This window comes from Streptomyces sp. NPDC000229 (genome assembly GCF_040300825.1).
Classification (GTDB): Bacteria; Actinomycetota; Actinomycetes; order Streptomycetales; family Streptomycetaceae; genus Streptomyces.
On sequence record NZ_JBEPEL010000002.1, the window covers coordinates 84,156 to 98,611 of the forward strand.

Genomic DNA, 14,456 nt, shown 5'->3' on the forward strand with positions numbered 1-14,456 from the left:
CGGCTTTAGGCTGCTCGGCATGTGCGGAATCGTGGGTTACGTCGGCGGGCAGTCGGCGCTTGATGTGGTGATCGCGGGCCTCAAGCGGCTCGAGTACCGGGGCTACGACTCGGCCGGTGTCGCGGTGCTCGCCGACGGCTCGATGGCCGCGGCGAAGAAGGCGGGCAAGCTCGTCAACCTGGAGAAGGAGCTCAAGAGCCGGCCGCTGCCGACCGGCAACGCGGGGATCGGGCACACCCGGTGGGCCACGCACGGCGGGCCCACCGACGCCAACGCGCACCCGCACCTCGACAACGCCGGGCGGGTCGCCGTCGTCCACAACGGCATCATCGAGAACTTCGCGTCGCTGCGCGCCGAACTGACCGACCGGGGGCACACCCTGGAGTCCGAGACGGACACCGAGGTCGTCTCGCACCTGCTGGCCGAGTCGTTCTCGTCGTGCGGCGACCTGGCGGAGGCGATGCGGCTGGTGTGCCGGCGGCTGGAGGGCGCCTTCACCCTGGTCGCCGTGCACGCCGACCAGCCGGACGTGGTCGTCGGCGCCCGGCGCAACTCGCCGCTGGTGGTGGGGGTCGGCCAGGGCGAGGCGTTCCTCGCCTCCGACGTGGCCGCGTTCATCGCCCACACGCGCTCCGCGATCGAGCTCGGCCAGGACCAGGTGGTGGAGCTGCGCCGGGACGGGGTGACCGTCACCGACTTCGACGGCGCGCCCGCCGATGTGCGCGCGTACCACGTCGACTGGGACACCTCGGCTGCCGAGAAGGGGGGATACGACTACTTCATGCTGAAGGAGATCGCCGAGCAGCCGAAGGCGGTCGCCGACACCCTCCTGGGCCGTATCGACGAGGGCGGTTCGCTGACGCTGGACGAGCTGCGGATCCCCGACGCGGTGCTGCGCGAGGCGCACAAGGTGGTCGTCGTGGCGTGCGGGACGGCGTTCCACGCCGGGCTGATCGCCAAGTACGCCATCGAGCACTGGACGCGCATCCCGTGCGAGGTGGAGCTGGCCAGCGAGTTCCGCTACCGTGACCCGATCCTGGACGAGCGGACGCTGGTGATCGCGATCTCGCAGTCCGGCGAGACCATGGACACCCTGATGGCGCTGCGGCACGCCCGGGCGCAGGGCGCGCGCGTGCTCGCCATCTGCAACACCAACGGCTCGACGATCCCGCGCGAGTCGGACGGCGTGCTCTACACGCACGCCGGCCCGGAGGTGGCGGTCGCGTCCACCAAGGCGTTCCTGACGCAGCTCGTGGCGGTGTACCTGCTGGCGCTGTACCTGGGGCAGGTGCGGGGGACGAAGTGGGGCGACGAGATCCGGGCGGTCGTCAGGGACCTCGCGCGGATCGCCGAGGACGTCGAGCGGGTGCTGGAGACCATGGAGCCGGTGCGGGAGCTGGCGCGGTCGCTGGCGGACAAGAACACGGTGCTGTTCCTGGGCCGGCACGTGGGCTATCCGGTGGCCCTGGAGGGCGCGTTGAAGCTCAAGGAGCTCGCGTACATGCACGCGGAGGGCTTCGCCGCCGGTGAGCTGAAGCACGGGCCGATCGCTCTGATCGAGAAGGACCTGCCGGTCGTGGTCGTGGTCCCCTCCCCGCGTGGCCGGTCGGTCCTCCACGACAAGATCGTGTCGAACATCCAGGAGATCCGGGCGCGGGGCGCCCGCACCATCGTGATCGCGGAGGAGGGGGACGAGGCGGTCACGCCCTACGCGGACCACCTGATCCGCGTCCCGGCGACGCCGGTGCTGCTCCAGCCGATGGTGTCGACGGTGCCGTTGCAGGTGTTCGCCTGCGAGCTGGCCACGGCCCGCGGCAACGAGGTGGACCAGCCGCGCAACCTGGCGAAGTCGGTCACCGTCGAATGATCATCGGGGTGGGGATCGACGTGGCGGAGATCGACCGGTTCGCGGCGGCGATGGAGCGTACGCCGCACATGGCGCAGCGGCTGTTCCTGGAGCGGGAGTTGCTGCTGCCGAGCGGGGAGCGGCGCGGGATCGCCTCGCTCGCGGCGCGGTTCGCGGCCAAGGAGGCGATCGCGAAGGCGCTGGGCGCACCGGCCGGGCTCCAGTGGACGGATGCCGAGGTGTACGTCGAGGACAGCGGGCAGCCCCGGCTGCGGGTGCGCGGCACGGTCGCCGCGCGCGCCGCCGAGCTGGGCGTACGGCAGTGGCATGTGTCGCTCAGCCATGACGCGGGGGTGGCGTCGGCCGTGGTGATCGCGGAGGGTTGAGCCCATGCGTACCGCTTACCGTGTGGAGACCGTACGGGCCGCCGAGGCCGAGGTGATGGCGAAGCTGCCGGACGGCGCGCTGATGCAGCGGGCGGCTGCGGGGCTGGCCGCCGCGTGCGCCGGGCTGCTTCGCCGGGTGTACGGCGCCCGGGTGGTGCTGCTCGTCGGCAGCGGCGACAACGGGGGCGACGCGCTGTACGCGGGCGCCCGGCTGGCGCGCCGGGGCGCGGGCGTGTCGGCGGTGCTGCTGGGCTCGCGGGCGCACGCCGGCGGGCTGGACGCGCTGCGGGGCGCCGGGGGCCGGGTCACCGACGACCCGTACGACGCGCTGGACCGGGCCGACCTCGTGGTGGACGGCATCACCGGGATCGGCGGCCGCGGAGGGCTTCGGCCCGATGCGGTGCCCGTCGCCAGGGCCGCACGCGACTGCGGCGCCGTGCTGGTGTCCGTCGACCTGCCGAGCGGCGTGGACGCCGACACCGGCGAGGTGCACGGGGAGGCGGTACGGGCGGACGCCACGGTGACGTTCGGGACGTACAAGCCGGGGCTGTTGATCGACCCGGCGCGGGAGTACGCGGGGGCCCTGCGGCTCGTCGACATCGGGCTCGCCCTGCCTCCGGTGCCGGACGCCGAGGCGCTGCAACGCGAGGACGTGGCGCGGCTGCTGCCCGTCCCGGTGGGGGAGAGCGACAAGTACCGGCGGGGCGTCGTCGGGGTCGTCGCCGGGTCGGCGCGCTACCCCGGCGCGGCCGTCCTCGCGGTGTCGGGCGCGCTGCGGGGCGGCGCCGGGGCGGTGCGGTACGTCGGGCCGGCCGGCGACGCGGTGCTCGCGCGCCACCCGGAGACCCTGGTGCACGCGGGGCCGCCCGCCAAGGCGGGGCGCGTGCAGGCGTGGGTGATCGGGCCGGGCCTGGGCGACACGCCGGGCGTGGACGACGTCCTCGGCTCGGACGTCCCGGTGCTGGTGGACGCCGACGGGCTGCGGAACCTGGACCCGAGGGCGGTGCGCTCCCGCCCGGCGCCCACGGTGCTCACCCCGCACGCCGGTGAGGCCGCGGCGCTCCTGGGAACCGCCCGGGAGGACGTGGAGTCCCGGCGCCTGGAGGCGGTACGGGAACTGGCGGGCCGGTACGGCGCGACGGTGCTGCTCAAGGGCTCGACGACCCTGGTGGCCTCCGCCGACGGTCCGGTTCGCGTCAACCCCACCGGTACGCCCTGGCTGGCCACCGCCGGGAGCGGCGACGTCCTGTCGGGCCTCGCGGGCTCGCTGCTGGCGGCGGGCCTCGCCCCCCGCGACGCCGCCTCGGCCGCCGCCTACCTCCACGGCCTGGCGGCCCGCCGCGCCTCCCGGGACGCCCCCGTCGCCGCGTACGACGTGGCGGAGGCGCTGCCCGGGGCGTGGCGGGACGTGGCGGACGCGCGGGCGTGATCGGGGCGACAGCCGGGGTCGGCCGGGCCGGGGCGCGCACCTGAGAGACTGGGCGCGATGAGTGAGACACCGCAGACCCTTCGCGCCCGTGCCGAGATCGACCTCGGGGCGTTGCGCGCCAATGTGCGTGCCCTGCGGGGGCGCGTGGGGACGGACGTTCAGGTCATGGGCGTCGTGAAGGCCGACGCGTACGGGCACGGGGCCGTGCCCTGTGCGCGCGCGGCGCTGGAGGCAGGTGCCACCTGGCTCGGCACCGCCACCCCGCACGAGGCGCTCGCGCTGCGGGCGGCCGGGATCGACGCGCCCGTCCTGTGCTGGCTGTGGACGCCCGGCGACCCCTGGGACGAGGGCATCCGGGCCGGGCTGGACATGTCCGTGAGCGGGATGTGGGCCCTGGACGAGGTCATCGAGGCGGCGCGCCGGACCGCACAGCCGGCGCGTGTGCAGCTCAAGGCCGACACCGGGCTCGGGCGCAACGGCTGCCAGCCCGCCGACTGGCCCCGCCTCGTCGGCGAGGCCCTCACCGCCCAGGCCGAGGGCCTCGTGAAGGTCACCGGCGTCTGGTCGCACTTCGCGTGTGCCGACGAGCCGGGGCACCCCTCCATCGGCGCCCAGCTGGAGACGTTCCGCGAGATGCTGGAGGACGCCGAGAAGGCGGGCGTCGAGCCCGAGGTGCGCCACATGGCGAACTCCCCGGCCACGCTCACCCTTCCCGAGACGCACTTCGACCTCGTACGGCCCGGGATCGCGATGTACGGCGTCTCGCCGAGTCCGGAGATCGGCGCCCCCGCCGACTTCGGGCTGCGTCCGGTCATGCGGCTGCTGGGGAGCGTCGCCCTCGTCAAGGACGTGCCGGCCGGGCACGGCGTCAGCTACGGGCACCATTACGTCACCGAGGCGGCCACCACCCTCGGTCTCGTCCCCCTCGGGTACGCCGACGGCATCCCGCGCCACGCCTCCGGCCGGGGCCCCGTACTGGTCGGCGGCAAGGTGCGGACGGTGGCCGGGCGGGTCGCGATGGACCAGTTCGTCGTCGACCTTCAGGGGGACGCCGTCGAGCCGGGTGCACAAGCGGTGCTGTTCGGGGCAGGCGATGAGGGTGAGCCGACCGCCGAGGACTGGGCGCGCGCCGCGGACACGATCGCGTACGAGATCGTGACGCGCATCGGTTCGCGGGTACCACGCGTCTACCTGAACGCGTAGCGGGAGCCTTGAGGAGCAGCCGTAGTGAGTGAGACCAGTTCGGTGGACGCGGCGGTGGAAGCGGCGACGGCCGCCTCCGCCGCCGCGGCCGGCAATTGGCGCCGCGCCGGTTTCGCCGGTGCCGCGATAGGAGTGATCGCGGCGGGCGCGGCGGCCGGTGTCGCCCTCGAGCGGCTCACCGTCGGGCGCGGCATGCGCCGCAAGGCGCGCCTCGCGCTGGACACCGCCGGCCCGTACGGCGCGCTGCGCGGCACTCCCGGCCGGGCCGAGGCCGACGACGGCACCGAGCTGTACTACGAGGTCGACGAGGTGGAGGCGGACAGCAGCGCGCCGCGCCGCCGCCGGCTCTTCGGGCGGAAGACGCCCGTCCCCGTCACCGTCGTCTTCAGCCACGGGTACTGCCTCAACCAGGACTCCTGGCACTTCCAGCGCGCCGCCCTGCGGGGCCTGGTCCGCACGGTCCACTGGGACCAGCGCAGCCACGGCCGTTCCGGCCGGGGCGCCGCCCAGCAGGGCCCGGACCGGGTGCCGGTCTCCATCGACCAGCTCGGCCGCGACCTGAAGGCGGTCATCGACGCCGCCGCCCCCGAGGGGCCCCTGGTGCTGGTGGGGCACTCGATGGGCGGCATGACGGTGATGGCACTGGCCGAGCAGTACCCGGAGCTCATCCGGGAACGGGTCGTCGGCGTCGCCTTCGTCGGTACGTCGTGCGGCAACCTGGGCGAGGTCAACTACGGGCTGCCGGTCGCGGGCGTGAACGCCGTACGCCGGGTGCTCCCCGGGGTGCTGCGGGCGCTGGGCTCACAGGCGGAGCTGGTGGAGCGGGGGCGGCGGGCCACCGCGGACCTGTTCGCGGGGCTCATCAAGCGCTACTCGTTCTCGTCGAAGGACGTGGACCCGGCGGTCTCCCGGTTCGCCGAGAGGATGATCGAGGGCACGCCCATCGACGTGGTCGCCGAGTTCTACCCGGCGTTCACCGAGCACGACAAGGCGGAGGCGCTGAGCATCTTCGCCGAGGTGCCGGTGCTGGCGCTCGCCGGCGACCAGGACCTGGTCACACCGTGCTCCCACACGGAGGCGATCGCCGGCCTGCTGCCGGACGCCGAGCTGGTCATAGTGCCGGACGGCGGGCACCTGGTGATGCTGGAGCACCCGGAGGCGGTCACCGACCGGCTCGCGGACCTGCTGGTACGGGTCGGAGCCGTACCGGCAGCGACTAACGTTGGCACGTATGGAAGCACCGCACAGCCCGGCCCCTGAGGGGGCCACGGCCACCGCCCGTCTCACCCTCCACGCACCCGAGCAGACCCAGGAGCTGGGCCGTACGCTCGCCAAGCTGCTGCGCCCCGGCGACCTCGTCATGCTCACCGGCGAGCTCGGCGCCGGCAAGACGACCCTCACGCGCGGGATCGGCGAAGGTCTGGGGGTGCGCGGCGCGGTGACGTCCCCGACGTTCGTCATCGCCCGTGTCCACCCGTCCCTGGTGGGTGGCCCCGCCCTCGTGCACGTCGACGCCTACCGCCTGGGCGGCGGGCTCGACGAGATGGAGGACCTCGACCTGGACGTCTCGCTGCCCGAGTCGGTGGTGGTCGTGGAGTGGGGCGAGGGCAAGGTGGAGGACCTCACGGAGGACCGGCTGCACGTCGTCATCCACCGGGTCGTCGGCTCCACGGACGACGAGCGGCGGGTCGTGACGCTGACCGGGTACGGGGCGCGCTGGTCGGGCGTGGACCTGGCGCTGGGGTGACCGGACGCCGACCGCACGCCGTACTTTCCGACAAGACGTCGGCATAATGTTGCGCCGTACCTCCGAGGCGTGGTCACATGGGTACCAGGACCTGGTTAGGTCTACCTAACTGTGCCTGCCCCGCAGCCCGAGGAGGCGACCATGCCGACGTCGAAGCAGGATGTCCCGATGCGCGATCTGCTGGCGTCGTGCGCGGCGGCGAACGCCGTCTCCACGCCGCCCAGGGCCGACGACGCCGACCCCGAGGACACGGCCCCTGCGGACGACGCCCGGGACGTCACCGTCGCCGCCGAGCCCCGGACGGCGGACGAACGGCGCCGGGCGGCGTAGGGAGCGCGTCGGCGCGCGCCGACGCGACACAGCGAGACCCGCGCGCCGCGCGCGAGCGCGTGCAGCACGTGACCGCGCCGACGCGTACGCGCAGGGTGTACGTGAAGCCGCGTGCGAGCGTGGGTGTATGTGAGACGGCGGGCCGGCCTGCGGGTACGTGAGGCCGCGGGTCGGCGTGCGGGTGCGTGAGACCGGGCGCCGTGCGTGTACGTGAGACCGGGCGCCGTGCGGGTACGTGAGGCCGCGGGCCGGCGTGGGCGTACAGGAGACCGCGGGTCGGCGTGCGTTTGAGGCCGCGCGCCGCGCGGGTACGTCGGGCGGCGCACCACCCGGGCGTGCGCGCCGTCAAGGCCGCCCCATGCGCGCGCGTCGCGCCGTGGCCCGGCCGGGCGGGGCGCACAACCACTCCGGTCAGCCGGTCAGGGGACGACGACGATCTTCGAGTTGATCGTCGCGAACGTCCACATCGCGTTGCCGTCCGCCCGCTTCATCCGGATGCCGCCCGTCCGGCGCGTCGGGTCCGGGCTGGGAAGCGAGCCGTCGACGGCCGCGCTGAAGCCGATCGTCACGCCGTCGACGCTGGTGAACCGCACGACGTGCTCGATCTGGACGCCGTCCGAGCCGGGCACGGTGCCCGAGCGGGAGGTCACCGCGTACGTCCCCGGGGCCGGGCTCACCGTGCTCGGCACGACCGCGAACGTCCGCGTGACCACGTCCTTCTCACCCACCAGCCACACCCGCCGCTCGCCGAGCGAGTACACCACCCGCACGCCCGAGCCCGACTGCTTCGGCAGCGCCAGCGCGGGGTCGGCGGGCTGTTTCGGGGCGCCCGCCGCGGGGGCCGACGGCGAGGCGGCCGGGGCAGGGGACCCGGCCGACAGGTCGGCGGGGACGCTGGCCGACGCCTGGTAGGCGAGGAAGGCGACCGCGGCCAGAGCCGCCGCGGTGAGCCCGGCCACGAATCCCGAGCTGCTCCTTGCCACGTTGCTGCCCACCTCTCCCACGTACGTATGCGGTGTGACCGTAGCAGGATCACGCCCGCGACCCGGGGCTCCGTGCCCGCCGCCACGGAGCCGTAGGCTGTTTGCGTGCTCTTGCTCGCCATGGATACCGCCACACCCGCCGTCACCGTCGCCCTCCACGACGGGGACTCCGTCGTCGCCCGGTCGAGCCAGGTCGACGCGCGCCGCCACGGAGAACTGCTGCTGCCCGCCGTCCACCGGGTGCTCCGCGAAGCCGGACTGAAGCTCGACGCCGTGACCGGCATCGTCGTCGGTGTCGGCCCCGGCCCGTACACCGGGCTCAGGGTCGGGCTGGTGACCGCCGCGACCTTCGCCTCCGCGCTCGGCGGCGTACCGGTGCACGGACTGTGCACGCTGGACGGGCTCGCGTACGCCTCCGGGATGGAGGAGCCGTTCGTCGTGGCGACGGACGCCCGCCGCAAGGAGGTCTACTGGGCGCGCTACGACAACTGCCGTACGCGTACGACCGACCCGGCCGTCGACCGGCCCGCCGACATCGCGGGGCAGGTCGCCGGCCTTCCCGCCGTCGGCGCCGGCGCGCGGCTGTACGGAGACGTGTTCCCGGACGCCCGCGACCCCGAGCACCAGTCGGCCGCCGCGCTCGCGGCCCTGGCGGCCGAGCGGCTGAAGGCGGGCGAGGCCTTCCTGGAGCCGCGGCCGCTGTACCTGCGGCGCCCCGACGCCCAGGTGCCCAAGAACTACAAGGTGGTCACCCCCAAGTGACCTCGGTCCTGCGCGAGATGCGCTGGTGGGACATCGCGCCGGTGCTGGAGCTGGAGCGGGAGCTGTTCCCCGACGACGCCTGGTCGGAGGGCATGTTCTGGTCCGAGCTGGCGCACGCGCGCGGCCCGCACGCAACCCGCCGCTATGTCGTCGCCGAAGCGGGCGGCCGGCTGGTGGGGTACGCCGGGCTCGCGGCGGCCGGCGGCCTCGGCGACGTACAGACGATCGCCGTCGCCCGTGACCAGTGGGGCACCGGGCTCGGCGCCCGGCTGCTGACCGACCTTCTCCAGCACGCCACCGCCTTCGAGTGCGACGAGGTCCTGCTCGAAGTGCGGGTGGACAACACCCGTGCCCAGAAGCTGTACGAGCGCTTCGGCTTCGAACCGATCGGTTTCCGCCGCGGCTACTACCAGCCGGGCAACATCGACGCGCTCGTCATGCGCCTGACCGTACAAGGAACTGGAAGCAATGGCTGACGAACCCCTCGTCCTCGGCATCGAGACCTCCTGCGACGAGACCGGTGTCGGCATCGTCCGCGGTACGACCCTGCTCGCGGACGCCGTCGCGTCGAGTGTGGACACGCATGCCCGGTTCGGCGGAGTCGTGCCCGAGATCGCGTCCCGCGCGCACCTGGAGGCGATGGTCCCGACCATCGAACGCGCCCTGAAGCAGGCCGGTGTCTCCGCCCGCGACCTGGACGGCATCGCCGTCACCGCCGGCCCCGGCCTCGCGGGCGCGCTCCTCGTCGGCGTCTCGGCGGCGAAGGCGTACGCGTTCGCGCTCGACAAGCCGTTGTACGGGGTGAACCACCTGGCCTCGCACATCTGCGTCGACCAGCTGGAGCACGGGCCGCTGCCCGAGCCGACGATGGCGCTGCTGGTGTCCGGCGGCCACTCGTCGCTGCTGCTCGCCCCGGACATCACCTCCGACGTCCGCCCCATGGGCTCGACGATCGACGACGCGGCGGGCGAGGCGTTCGACAAGATCGCCCGCGTGCTGGACCTGGGTTTCCCGGGCGGGCCCGTGATCGACCGGCTGGCCAAGGAGGGCGACCCGTCCGCGATCGCGTTCCCGCGCGGGCTGAGCGGGCCGCGGGACCCCGCGTACGACTTCTCCTTCTCGGGCCTGAAGACGGCCGTGGCCCGCTGGATCGAGGCCAAGCGGGCGGCGGGCGAGGAGGTGCCGGTACGGGACGTGGCGGCGTCCTTCCAGGAGGCGGTCGTCGACGTCCTGACCCGCAAGGCGGTGCGGGCCTGCAAGGACCAGGGCGTCGACCACCTGATGATCGGCGGCGGGGTGGCCGCCAACTCGCGGCTGCGGGCCCTGGCGGAGGAGCGGTGCGAGCGCGCCGGTATCCGGCTGCGCGTGCCGCGCCCCGGGCTGTGCACCGACAACGGCGCCATGGTCGCGGCCCTGGGCGCCGAGATGGTGGCCCGCAACCGCCCGGCCTCGGACCTGGAGCTGTCGGCGGACTCGTCCCTCCCGGTGACGGACCCGCACGTGCCGGGGAACCACGACCACGATCACGACCACGTCCACGAGATCAGCAAGGACAACCTCTACTCATGACCGTGGTCACCCTGATGTGGGAAGCCCGCGCGGCGGCCGGCCGCGGCGCGGAGCTCCTCGAGTGGACCCGCGCCCAGGAGCTGGCCACCGCCCCGGTCCGCCGCGAGACGTTCACCGCCCCCGGCGACCGGGTGCTGGTCCTCACCTGGTGGGACGCCCCCCTCGACGCGGACCTCCCCGAACTCCCGGAGCCCGCCCCCACCCTGGTCACCCGCCCGGTGCACCGCTGGCGTTTCGAGTCGCACGGGACGTGAGCCGCCCGTTCGGCTGACACCTCTCGAATCCGTGCTCGGCAGGCTGGGTCATCGCTCAGAATCCCCGCCATGGGAGAACGCATGACCGCCGGTCCGCCCGAGCAGCCCTTGATCCCGCCGCCCCCGCCGACCGTCACCGCGCTGCGGCAGGCCGTTGCGCAGATCGCCCCGGCCGCGCTGCCGGCGTTCACCCGGGAGGTGGACCAGGCCGCCGACCAGGCTCGCCTCGGCTCGGATCTCGCCCCGCTGCGGCGCTTCACCGCCCACTGGGCCGTGTACGTGCAGATCCAGCGTCAGCCCCGTCCGGCGGCCCGGCTGCGGGGCGCCCGCGCGCAGACGCGTCCCGCGAAAAAGGCCCGGAAGTTTTTCGCGCCGGGTGTCGATCCGGGTCCCGCCCGTTCGACGTAAGGGTGAGAGGCGGGGAACAGCCCGCCGCACACACCCGAGGAGACGGCCGTGCCGCGCTACCTGACGATGATCCGTATCGACGAGAAGAACGCCCCCGCCGAGGGCCCGAGCCCCGAGCTGCAGGAGCGGATGGGCAAGCTGCTGGAGGAGATCACCAAGGCGGGGGTCATGCTGGAGACCGCCGGGCTCATGCCGTCCTCCCAGGGCACCCGAGTGACCTGGTCGGGCGGGCAGCTGTCGGTCACCGACGGCCCCTTCACCGAGTCCAAGGAGGTCATCGGCGGGTACTCGATCAGCCAGTGCAAGGACAAGGCCGAAGCGGTCGAGTGGACCAAGCGCTTCCTCGCGCTCCACGAGGACCACTGGACCATCACCGCCGAGGTGCGGGAGATCGCCGAAGCCTGAGACACCGCGTGCCGCACCGGCCGATGCGGCACCATGGGGAGGCGTGAGCGCACCGCACGCCGTGGAGACGGTGTTCAGGATCGAATCGGCGCGGATCATCGCGGGCGTCGCCCGGATCGTCCGTGACGTGGGCATCGCGGAGGAGCTGGCGCAGGACGCTCTGGTCGCCGCCCTGGAGCAGTGGCCGGAGTCGGGCGTCCCGGACAGGCCGGGCGCCTGGCTCATGGCCACGGCCAGGAACCGAGCCATCGACCTCGTACGCCGCCGCGAGACGTACGCGCGCAAGCTCGCCGAGGTCGGACGCGACGTGGACGACTCGTACGCGCCGGACGCCGCCCACGACCCGGACGACATCGACGACGACCTGCTGCGGCTGGTCTTCACCGCCTGCCACCCGGTGCTCTCCGCCGACGCGCGCGTGGCGCTCACGCTGCGGCTGCTCGGCGGGCTGACGACGGAGGAGATCGCCCGCGCCTTCCTGGTACCGGAGCCGACGGTCGCCCAGCGGATCGTCCGCGCGAAGCGGTCCCTGGCCCGGGCGGGCGTGCCCTTCGAGGTGCCGTACGGGGAGGACCGGGCGGCCCGGCTCGCCTCCGTGCTGGAGGTCATCTACCTCGTGTTCAACGAGGGGTACGCGGCGACCGCCGGCGACCACTGGCTCCGCCCCGGCCTGTGCGAGGACGCGCTGCGGCTGGCGCGCGTGCTGGCCGGACTGATGCCCCAGGAGCCCGAGGTGCACGGGCTCGCCGCGCTGCTGGAGCTCCAGGCCTCCCGCACGGCCGCGCGCACCGGGCCCGACGGGGAGCCGGTGCTGCTGGCCGACCAGAACCGGGCGCGCTGGGACCGGCTGCTGATCCGGCGGGGCTTCGCGGCACTGGAGAAGGCCGGCACGGGGCCGTACGCGCTCCAGGCGGCGATCGCGGCCTGCCACGCGCGGGCGGCGCGGTACGAGGAGACCGACTGGGCGACCATCGCGACGCTCTACGGGCGGCTCGCCGCGCTCGCCCCCTCGCCGGTCGTCGAGCTGAACCGCGCGGTGGCCGTCTCGATGGCCGAGGGCCCGGCGGCGGGGCTCGGAATCGTGGACGCCCTCGCCGGTGAACCGTCCCTGGCGGGCTACCACTTGCTCCCGAGCGTACGGGGTGACCTGCTGGCCCGGCTGGGGCGCGTCGCCGAGGCCCGGGCGGAGTTCGAGCGGGCGGCGTCGCTGGCCCGTAACGCCCGCGAGAGGGCCCTGCTTCAGGGACGATCACGGGCGCTAGCCTCGGACCATGCCCAGCCGTAGCCTCCTGCCCCCGCCTCCGCCGCCCGTTCACCTCCGCACCTGGCCGGACCGCGACGCGCTGCTCGCCGACCGGACCATGGCGATCGGCGAGCTGAACCGGCGGATGCTGGGCGGGAAGCGGCTGACGCTCTCTCTGCTGACGCTGCTGGGCCTGCAGTTCGGGTGGGGTTTCATCGGCGCCGGGATCCTCTCGCTCGACGGCCTGGTGGACCCGCTGATGGCGATGGCCGGCGCCGTCGCCGCCTGCCTGGGGCTGGCCGTCATGGTTCCGCTGGTCGTCGTCGTCACGCTCGGCCTCCGCCGGGACCGCACGCTGCGTGCCCGGCTGCTGGAGTGGGCGGCGCTGGACCCCGCCCCGGTGCGTGACGCCCGCTTCCGGGCGCCGGGGATGAGCCTGGCGTGGCTGCTGCTGGCGTTCGCGCAGTGCGCGGCCGGGCTGTGGCTCTCGTTCGTCGTCCCGGCGCTGGCCCGCCCCGGCAGCACGACCTACGGGGAGGTCGCCTACGCCATGGGCGCGGGCATCATCCTGTGGATCCACGGCCTGATCGCCGGCGGCAAGGCGGTCGGCCACCGCCGCCTGGCGCTGCGGCTGGCCGCCCTCTGACCCGGCCTGATCCCGGAGAGACGCCTCAGACCGGCTGCCCGATCAGCATGGTCGGCGCCCCGGCGACCCGGGTGAGGAAGACCGTGGCGGCGTGCGGACCCTTCGGCTTGAGCCTGCGGCGCAGCTCCTCCGGTTCGACCGCCGAGCCGCGCTTCTTCACCGTCAGGGTGCCCACTTCCCGTTCACGCAGCAGGGCCTTGAGCTTCTTGAGGTTGAAGGGCAGCTCGTCGGTGATCTCGTAGGCGGTGGCGTACGGGGTGGGGCGCAGCTCGTCGGTTGTGATGTACGCGATCGTCTCGTCGAGCAGGCCGCCGCCGAGGTCCTCGGCGACCTCCGCGACCAGGTGCGCGCGGATGACGGCGCCGTCCGGCTCGTAAAGGAAGCGGCCGACGGGGCGGGCCGGGGGGTCCGGCAGGCCCCGGCCGGTGAGGGTGTGCGGGCCGGGCAGGAGGGTCGCGGTGATCGTGCCGGGGCGGGTGCCGAACCACAGCACCGCCTCCTTGACGTCGCCGCCGTCGGAGACCCACTCGGCCTCGGCCTCCGGTGGGACCGTTTCGTGCGGGATGCCCGGGGCGATCTTCAGCGCCGCGTGCGGGGCCTTGCGAGCCGCGTCGACGGCCCAGGAGAGGGGCGGGGAGTAGGCCTCCGGGTCGAAGATCCGCCCGCCGCCCCGCCCGCCGCGCCGTGCCGGGTCGACGAAGACCGCGTCGTACGGGGAGGTGTCGACCTCCGTGACGTCGGCGCAGCGCACCTCGATCAGGTCGGCCAGGCCCAGTGCGGCGGCGTTGGCGCGGGCGGCCTCGGCCGTCAGCGGGTCGCGGTCGACGGCGAGGACCCGGATGCCCGCGCGGGCCAGGGCGATCGCGTCGCCGCCGATTCCGCTGCACAGGTCCGCAACGCTGCGTACGCCGAGGCGGGCGAAGGCGGCGGCGCGGTGCTCGGCGACCGTTCTGCGGGTGGACTGTTCGACGCCGCCGGGCGTGAAGTACATGCGGTGCGCGTCCTGCTCGCCGAACTTCGCCACTGCCCGCTGCCGCAGCCGGGCCTGTGCGATCGCCGCCGTGACCAGATCGGCCGGGTGCTCGCGGCGCAGCCGGGAGGCGACCGCCAGCTCCTGGGAGGGGGTGTGGTCGCGCAGGGCGGTGAGCAGGGTCTGGCCCTCGTCGGTGAGGAGCGCGGAGAAGGCGGCGAGATCGGTCACCCGGCCCATTGTGGGCCAGGCGGGGGATGGTGCGCGTCAGGCGG

Annotated in this window: 17 protein-coding genes; 15 read left to right on the top strand and 2 right to left on the bottom strand. The window is 74.2% G+C overall.

Going from position 1 to position 14,456, the window contains the following annotated elements; all coding sequences use genetic code 11:
- Positions 1-19: 19 nt before the first annotated feature.
- From glmS to ABT360_RS01980, 7 genes are all read left to right on the top strand, one after another.
- The gene (glmS, locus tag ABT360_RS01950; protein ID WP_351809169.1) at positions 20-1,867 is read left to right on the top strand and encodes a glutamine--fructose-6-phosphate transaminase (isomerizing); all 1,848 of its coding nucleotides are present in this window, start codon (positions 20-22) and stop codon (positions 1,865-1,867) included.
- Positions 1,864-2,232 carry a holo-ACP synthase gene (locus ABT360_RS01955; protein ID WP_351809172.1) on the top strand — a complete coding sequence of 123 codons (369 nt, stop codon included), beginning with the start codon at positions 1,864-1,866 and terminating at the stop codon, positions 2,230-2,232. Before glmS ends, ABT360_RS01955 begins: the two co-directional genes overlap by 4 nt.
- Before the next feature lie 4 nt (positions 2,233-2,236).
- A complete protein-coding gene (locus ABT360_RS01960; protein ID WP_351809174.1) occupies positions 2,237-3,661 on the top strand; it encodes an NAD(P)H-hydrate dehydratase in 1,425 nt (474 codons plus the stop codon).
- 57 nt (positions 3,662-3,718) lie between these two features.
- Positions 3,719-4,864, top strand: coding sequence for an alanine racemase (alr, locus tag ABT360_RS01965; protein WP_351809177.1), 1,146 nt, complete (start codon positions 3,719-3,721; stop codon positions 4,862-4,864).
- A 24-nt stretch (positions 4,865-4,888) separates the two neighbouring features.
- Positions 4,889-6,124 carry an alpha/beta fold hydrolase gene (locus ABT360_RS01970; RefSeq protein WP_351809180.1) on the top strand — a complete coding sequence of 412 codons (1,236 nt, stop codon included), beginning with the start codon at positions 4,889-4,891 and terminating at the stop codon, positions 6,122-6,124.
- Positions 6,096-6,611, top strand: coding sequence for a tRNA (adenosine(37)-N6)-threonylcarbamoyltransferase complex ATPase subunit type 1 TsaE (tsaE, locus tag ABT360_RS01975; protein ID WP_351809183.1), 516 nt, complete (start codon positions 6,096-6,098; stop codon positions 6,609-6,611). Before ABT360_RS01970 ends, tsaE begins: the two co-directional genes overlap by 29 nt.
- Positions 6,612-6,752: 141 nt before the next feature.
- On the top strand, positions 6,753-6,941 hold the full coding sequence (locus tag ABT360_RS01980; RefSeq protein WP_351809186.1) for a hypothetical protein: 189 nt from the start codon (positions 6,753-6,755) through the stop codon (positions 6,939-6,941).
- A 419-nt stretch (positions 6,942-7,360) separates the two neighbouring features.
- Here the strand turns inward: ABT360_RS01980 and ABT360_RS01985 are convergent, their stop codons facing one another.
- Positions 7,361-7,924 (bottom strand): L,D-transpeptidase, encoded by a 564-nt coding sequence (locus ABT360_RS01985; protein WP_351809189.1) that lies wholly within the window; start codon positions 7,922-7,924, stop codon positions 7,361-7,363.
- Between the two features lie 105 nt (positions 7,925-8,029).
- On the opposite strand from ABT360_RS01985, the gene tsaB reads away from it, so the two are divergent.
- The 8 genes from tsaB (at position 8,030) to ABT360_RS02025 (ending at position 13,211) form a co-directional block, all read left to right on the top strand.
- Positions 8,030-8,686, top strand: a complete 657-nt coding sequence (gene tsaB, locus ABT360_RS01990) for a tRNA (adenosine(37)-N6)-threonylcarbamoyltransferase complex dimerization subunit type 1 TsaB (protein WP_351809191.1) — start codon at positions 8,030-8,032, stop codon at positions 8,684-8,686.
- 17 nt (positions 8,687-8,703) lie between these two features.
- Positions 8,704-9,162, top strand: a complete 459-nt coding sequence (gene rimI / locus ABT360_RS01995; RefSeq protein WP_351809501.1) for a ribosomal protein S18-alanine N-acetyltransferase — start codon at positions 8,704-8,706, stop codon at positions 9,160-9,162.
- The gene (tsaD, locus tag ABT360_RS02000) at positions 9,155-10,255 is read left to right on the top strand and encodes a tRNA (adenosine(37)-N6)-threonylcarbamoyltransferase complex transferase subunit TsaD (RefSeq protein WP_351809194.1); all 1,101 of its coding nucleotides are present in this window, start codon (positions 9,155-9,157) and stop codon (positions 10,253-10,255) included. Before rimI ends, tsaD begins: the two co-directional genes overlap by 8 nt.
- Positions 10,252-10,509: a hypothetical protein gene (locus tag ABT360_RS02005; protein ID WP_351809197.1), complete on the top strand. Its 258-nt coding sequence runs from the start codon at positions 10,252-10,254 to the stop codon at positions 10,507-10,509. The genes tsaD and ABT360_RS02005 overlap by 4 nt, the downstream gene beginning before the upstream one ends.
- Before the next feature lie 81 nt (positions 10,510-10,590).
- Positions 10,591-10,917, top strand: coding sequence for a hypothetical protein (locus tag ABT360_RS02010; RefSeq protein ID WP_351809503.1), 327 nt, complete (start codon positions 10,591-10,593; stop codon positions 10,915-10,917).
- Positions 10,918-10,965: 48 nt separating this feature from the next.
- Positions 10,966-11,322, top strand: coding sequence for a YciI family protein (locus tag ABT360_RS02015; RefSeq protein WP_351809200.1), 357 nt, complete (start codon positions 10,966-10,968; stop codon positions 11,320-11,322).
- Between the two features lie 43 nt (positions 11,323-11,365).
- Entirely contained in the window at positions 11,366-12,607 is a 1,242-nt protein-coding gene (locus ABT360_RS02020; RefSeq protein WP_351809203.1) for an RNA polymerase sigma factor, read from the top strand.
- Positions 12,594-13,211, top strand: coding sequence for a hypothetical protein (locus tag ABT360_RS02025; RefSeq protein WP_351809206.1), 618 nt, complete (start codon positions 12,594-12,596; stop codon positions 13,209-13,211). Before ABT360_RS02020 ends, ABT360_RS02025 begins: the two co-directional genes overlap by 14 nt.
- A 25-nt stretch (positions 13,212-13,236) precedes the next feature.
- On the opposite strand, the gene ABT360_RS02030 is transcribed toward ABT360_RS02025, so the two are convergent.
- Positions 13,237-14,421 (bottom strand): THUMP-like domain-containing protein, encoded by a 1,185-nt coding sequence (locus ABT360_RS02030; RefSeq protein WP_444852162.1) that lies wholly within the window; start codon positions 14,419-14,421, stop codon positions 13,237-13,239.
- Positions 14,422-14,456: the final 35 nt, after the last annotated feature.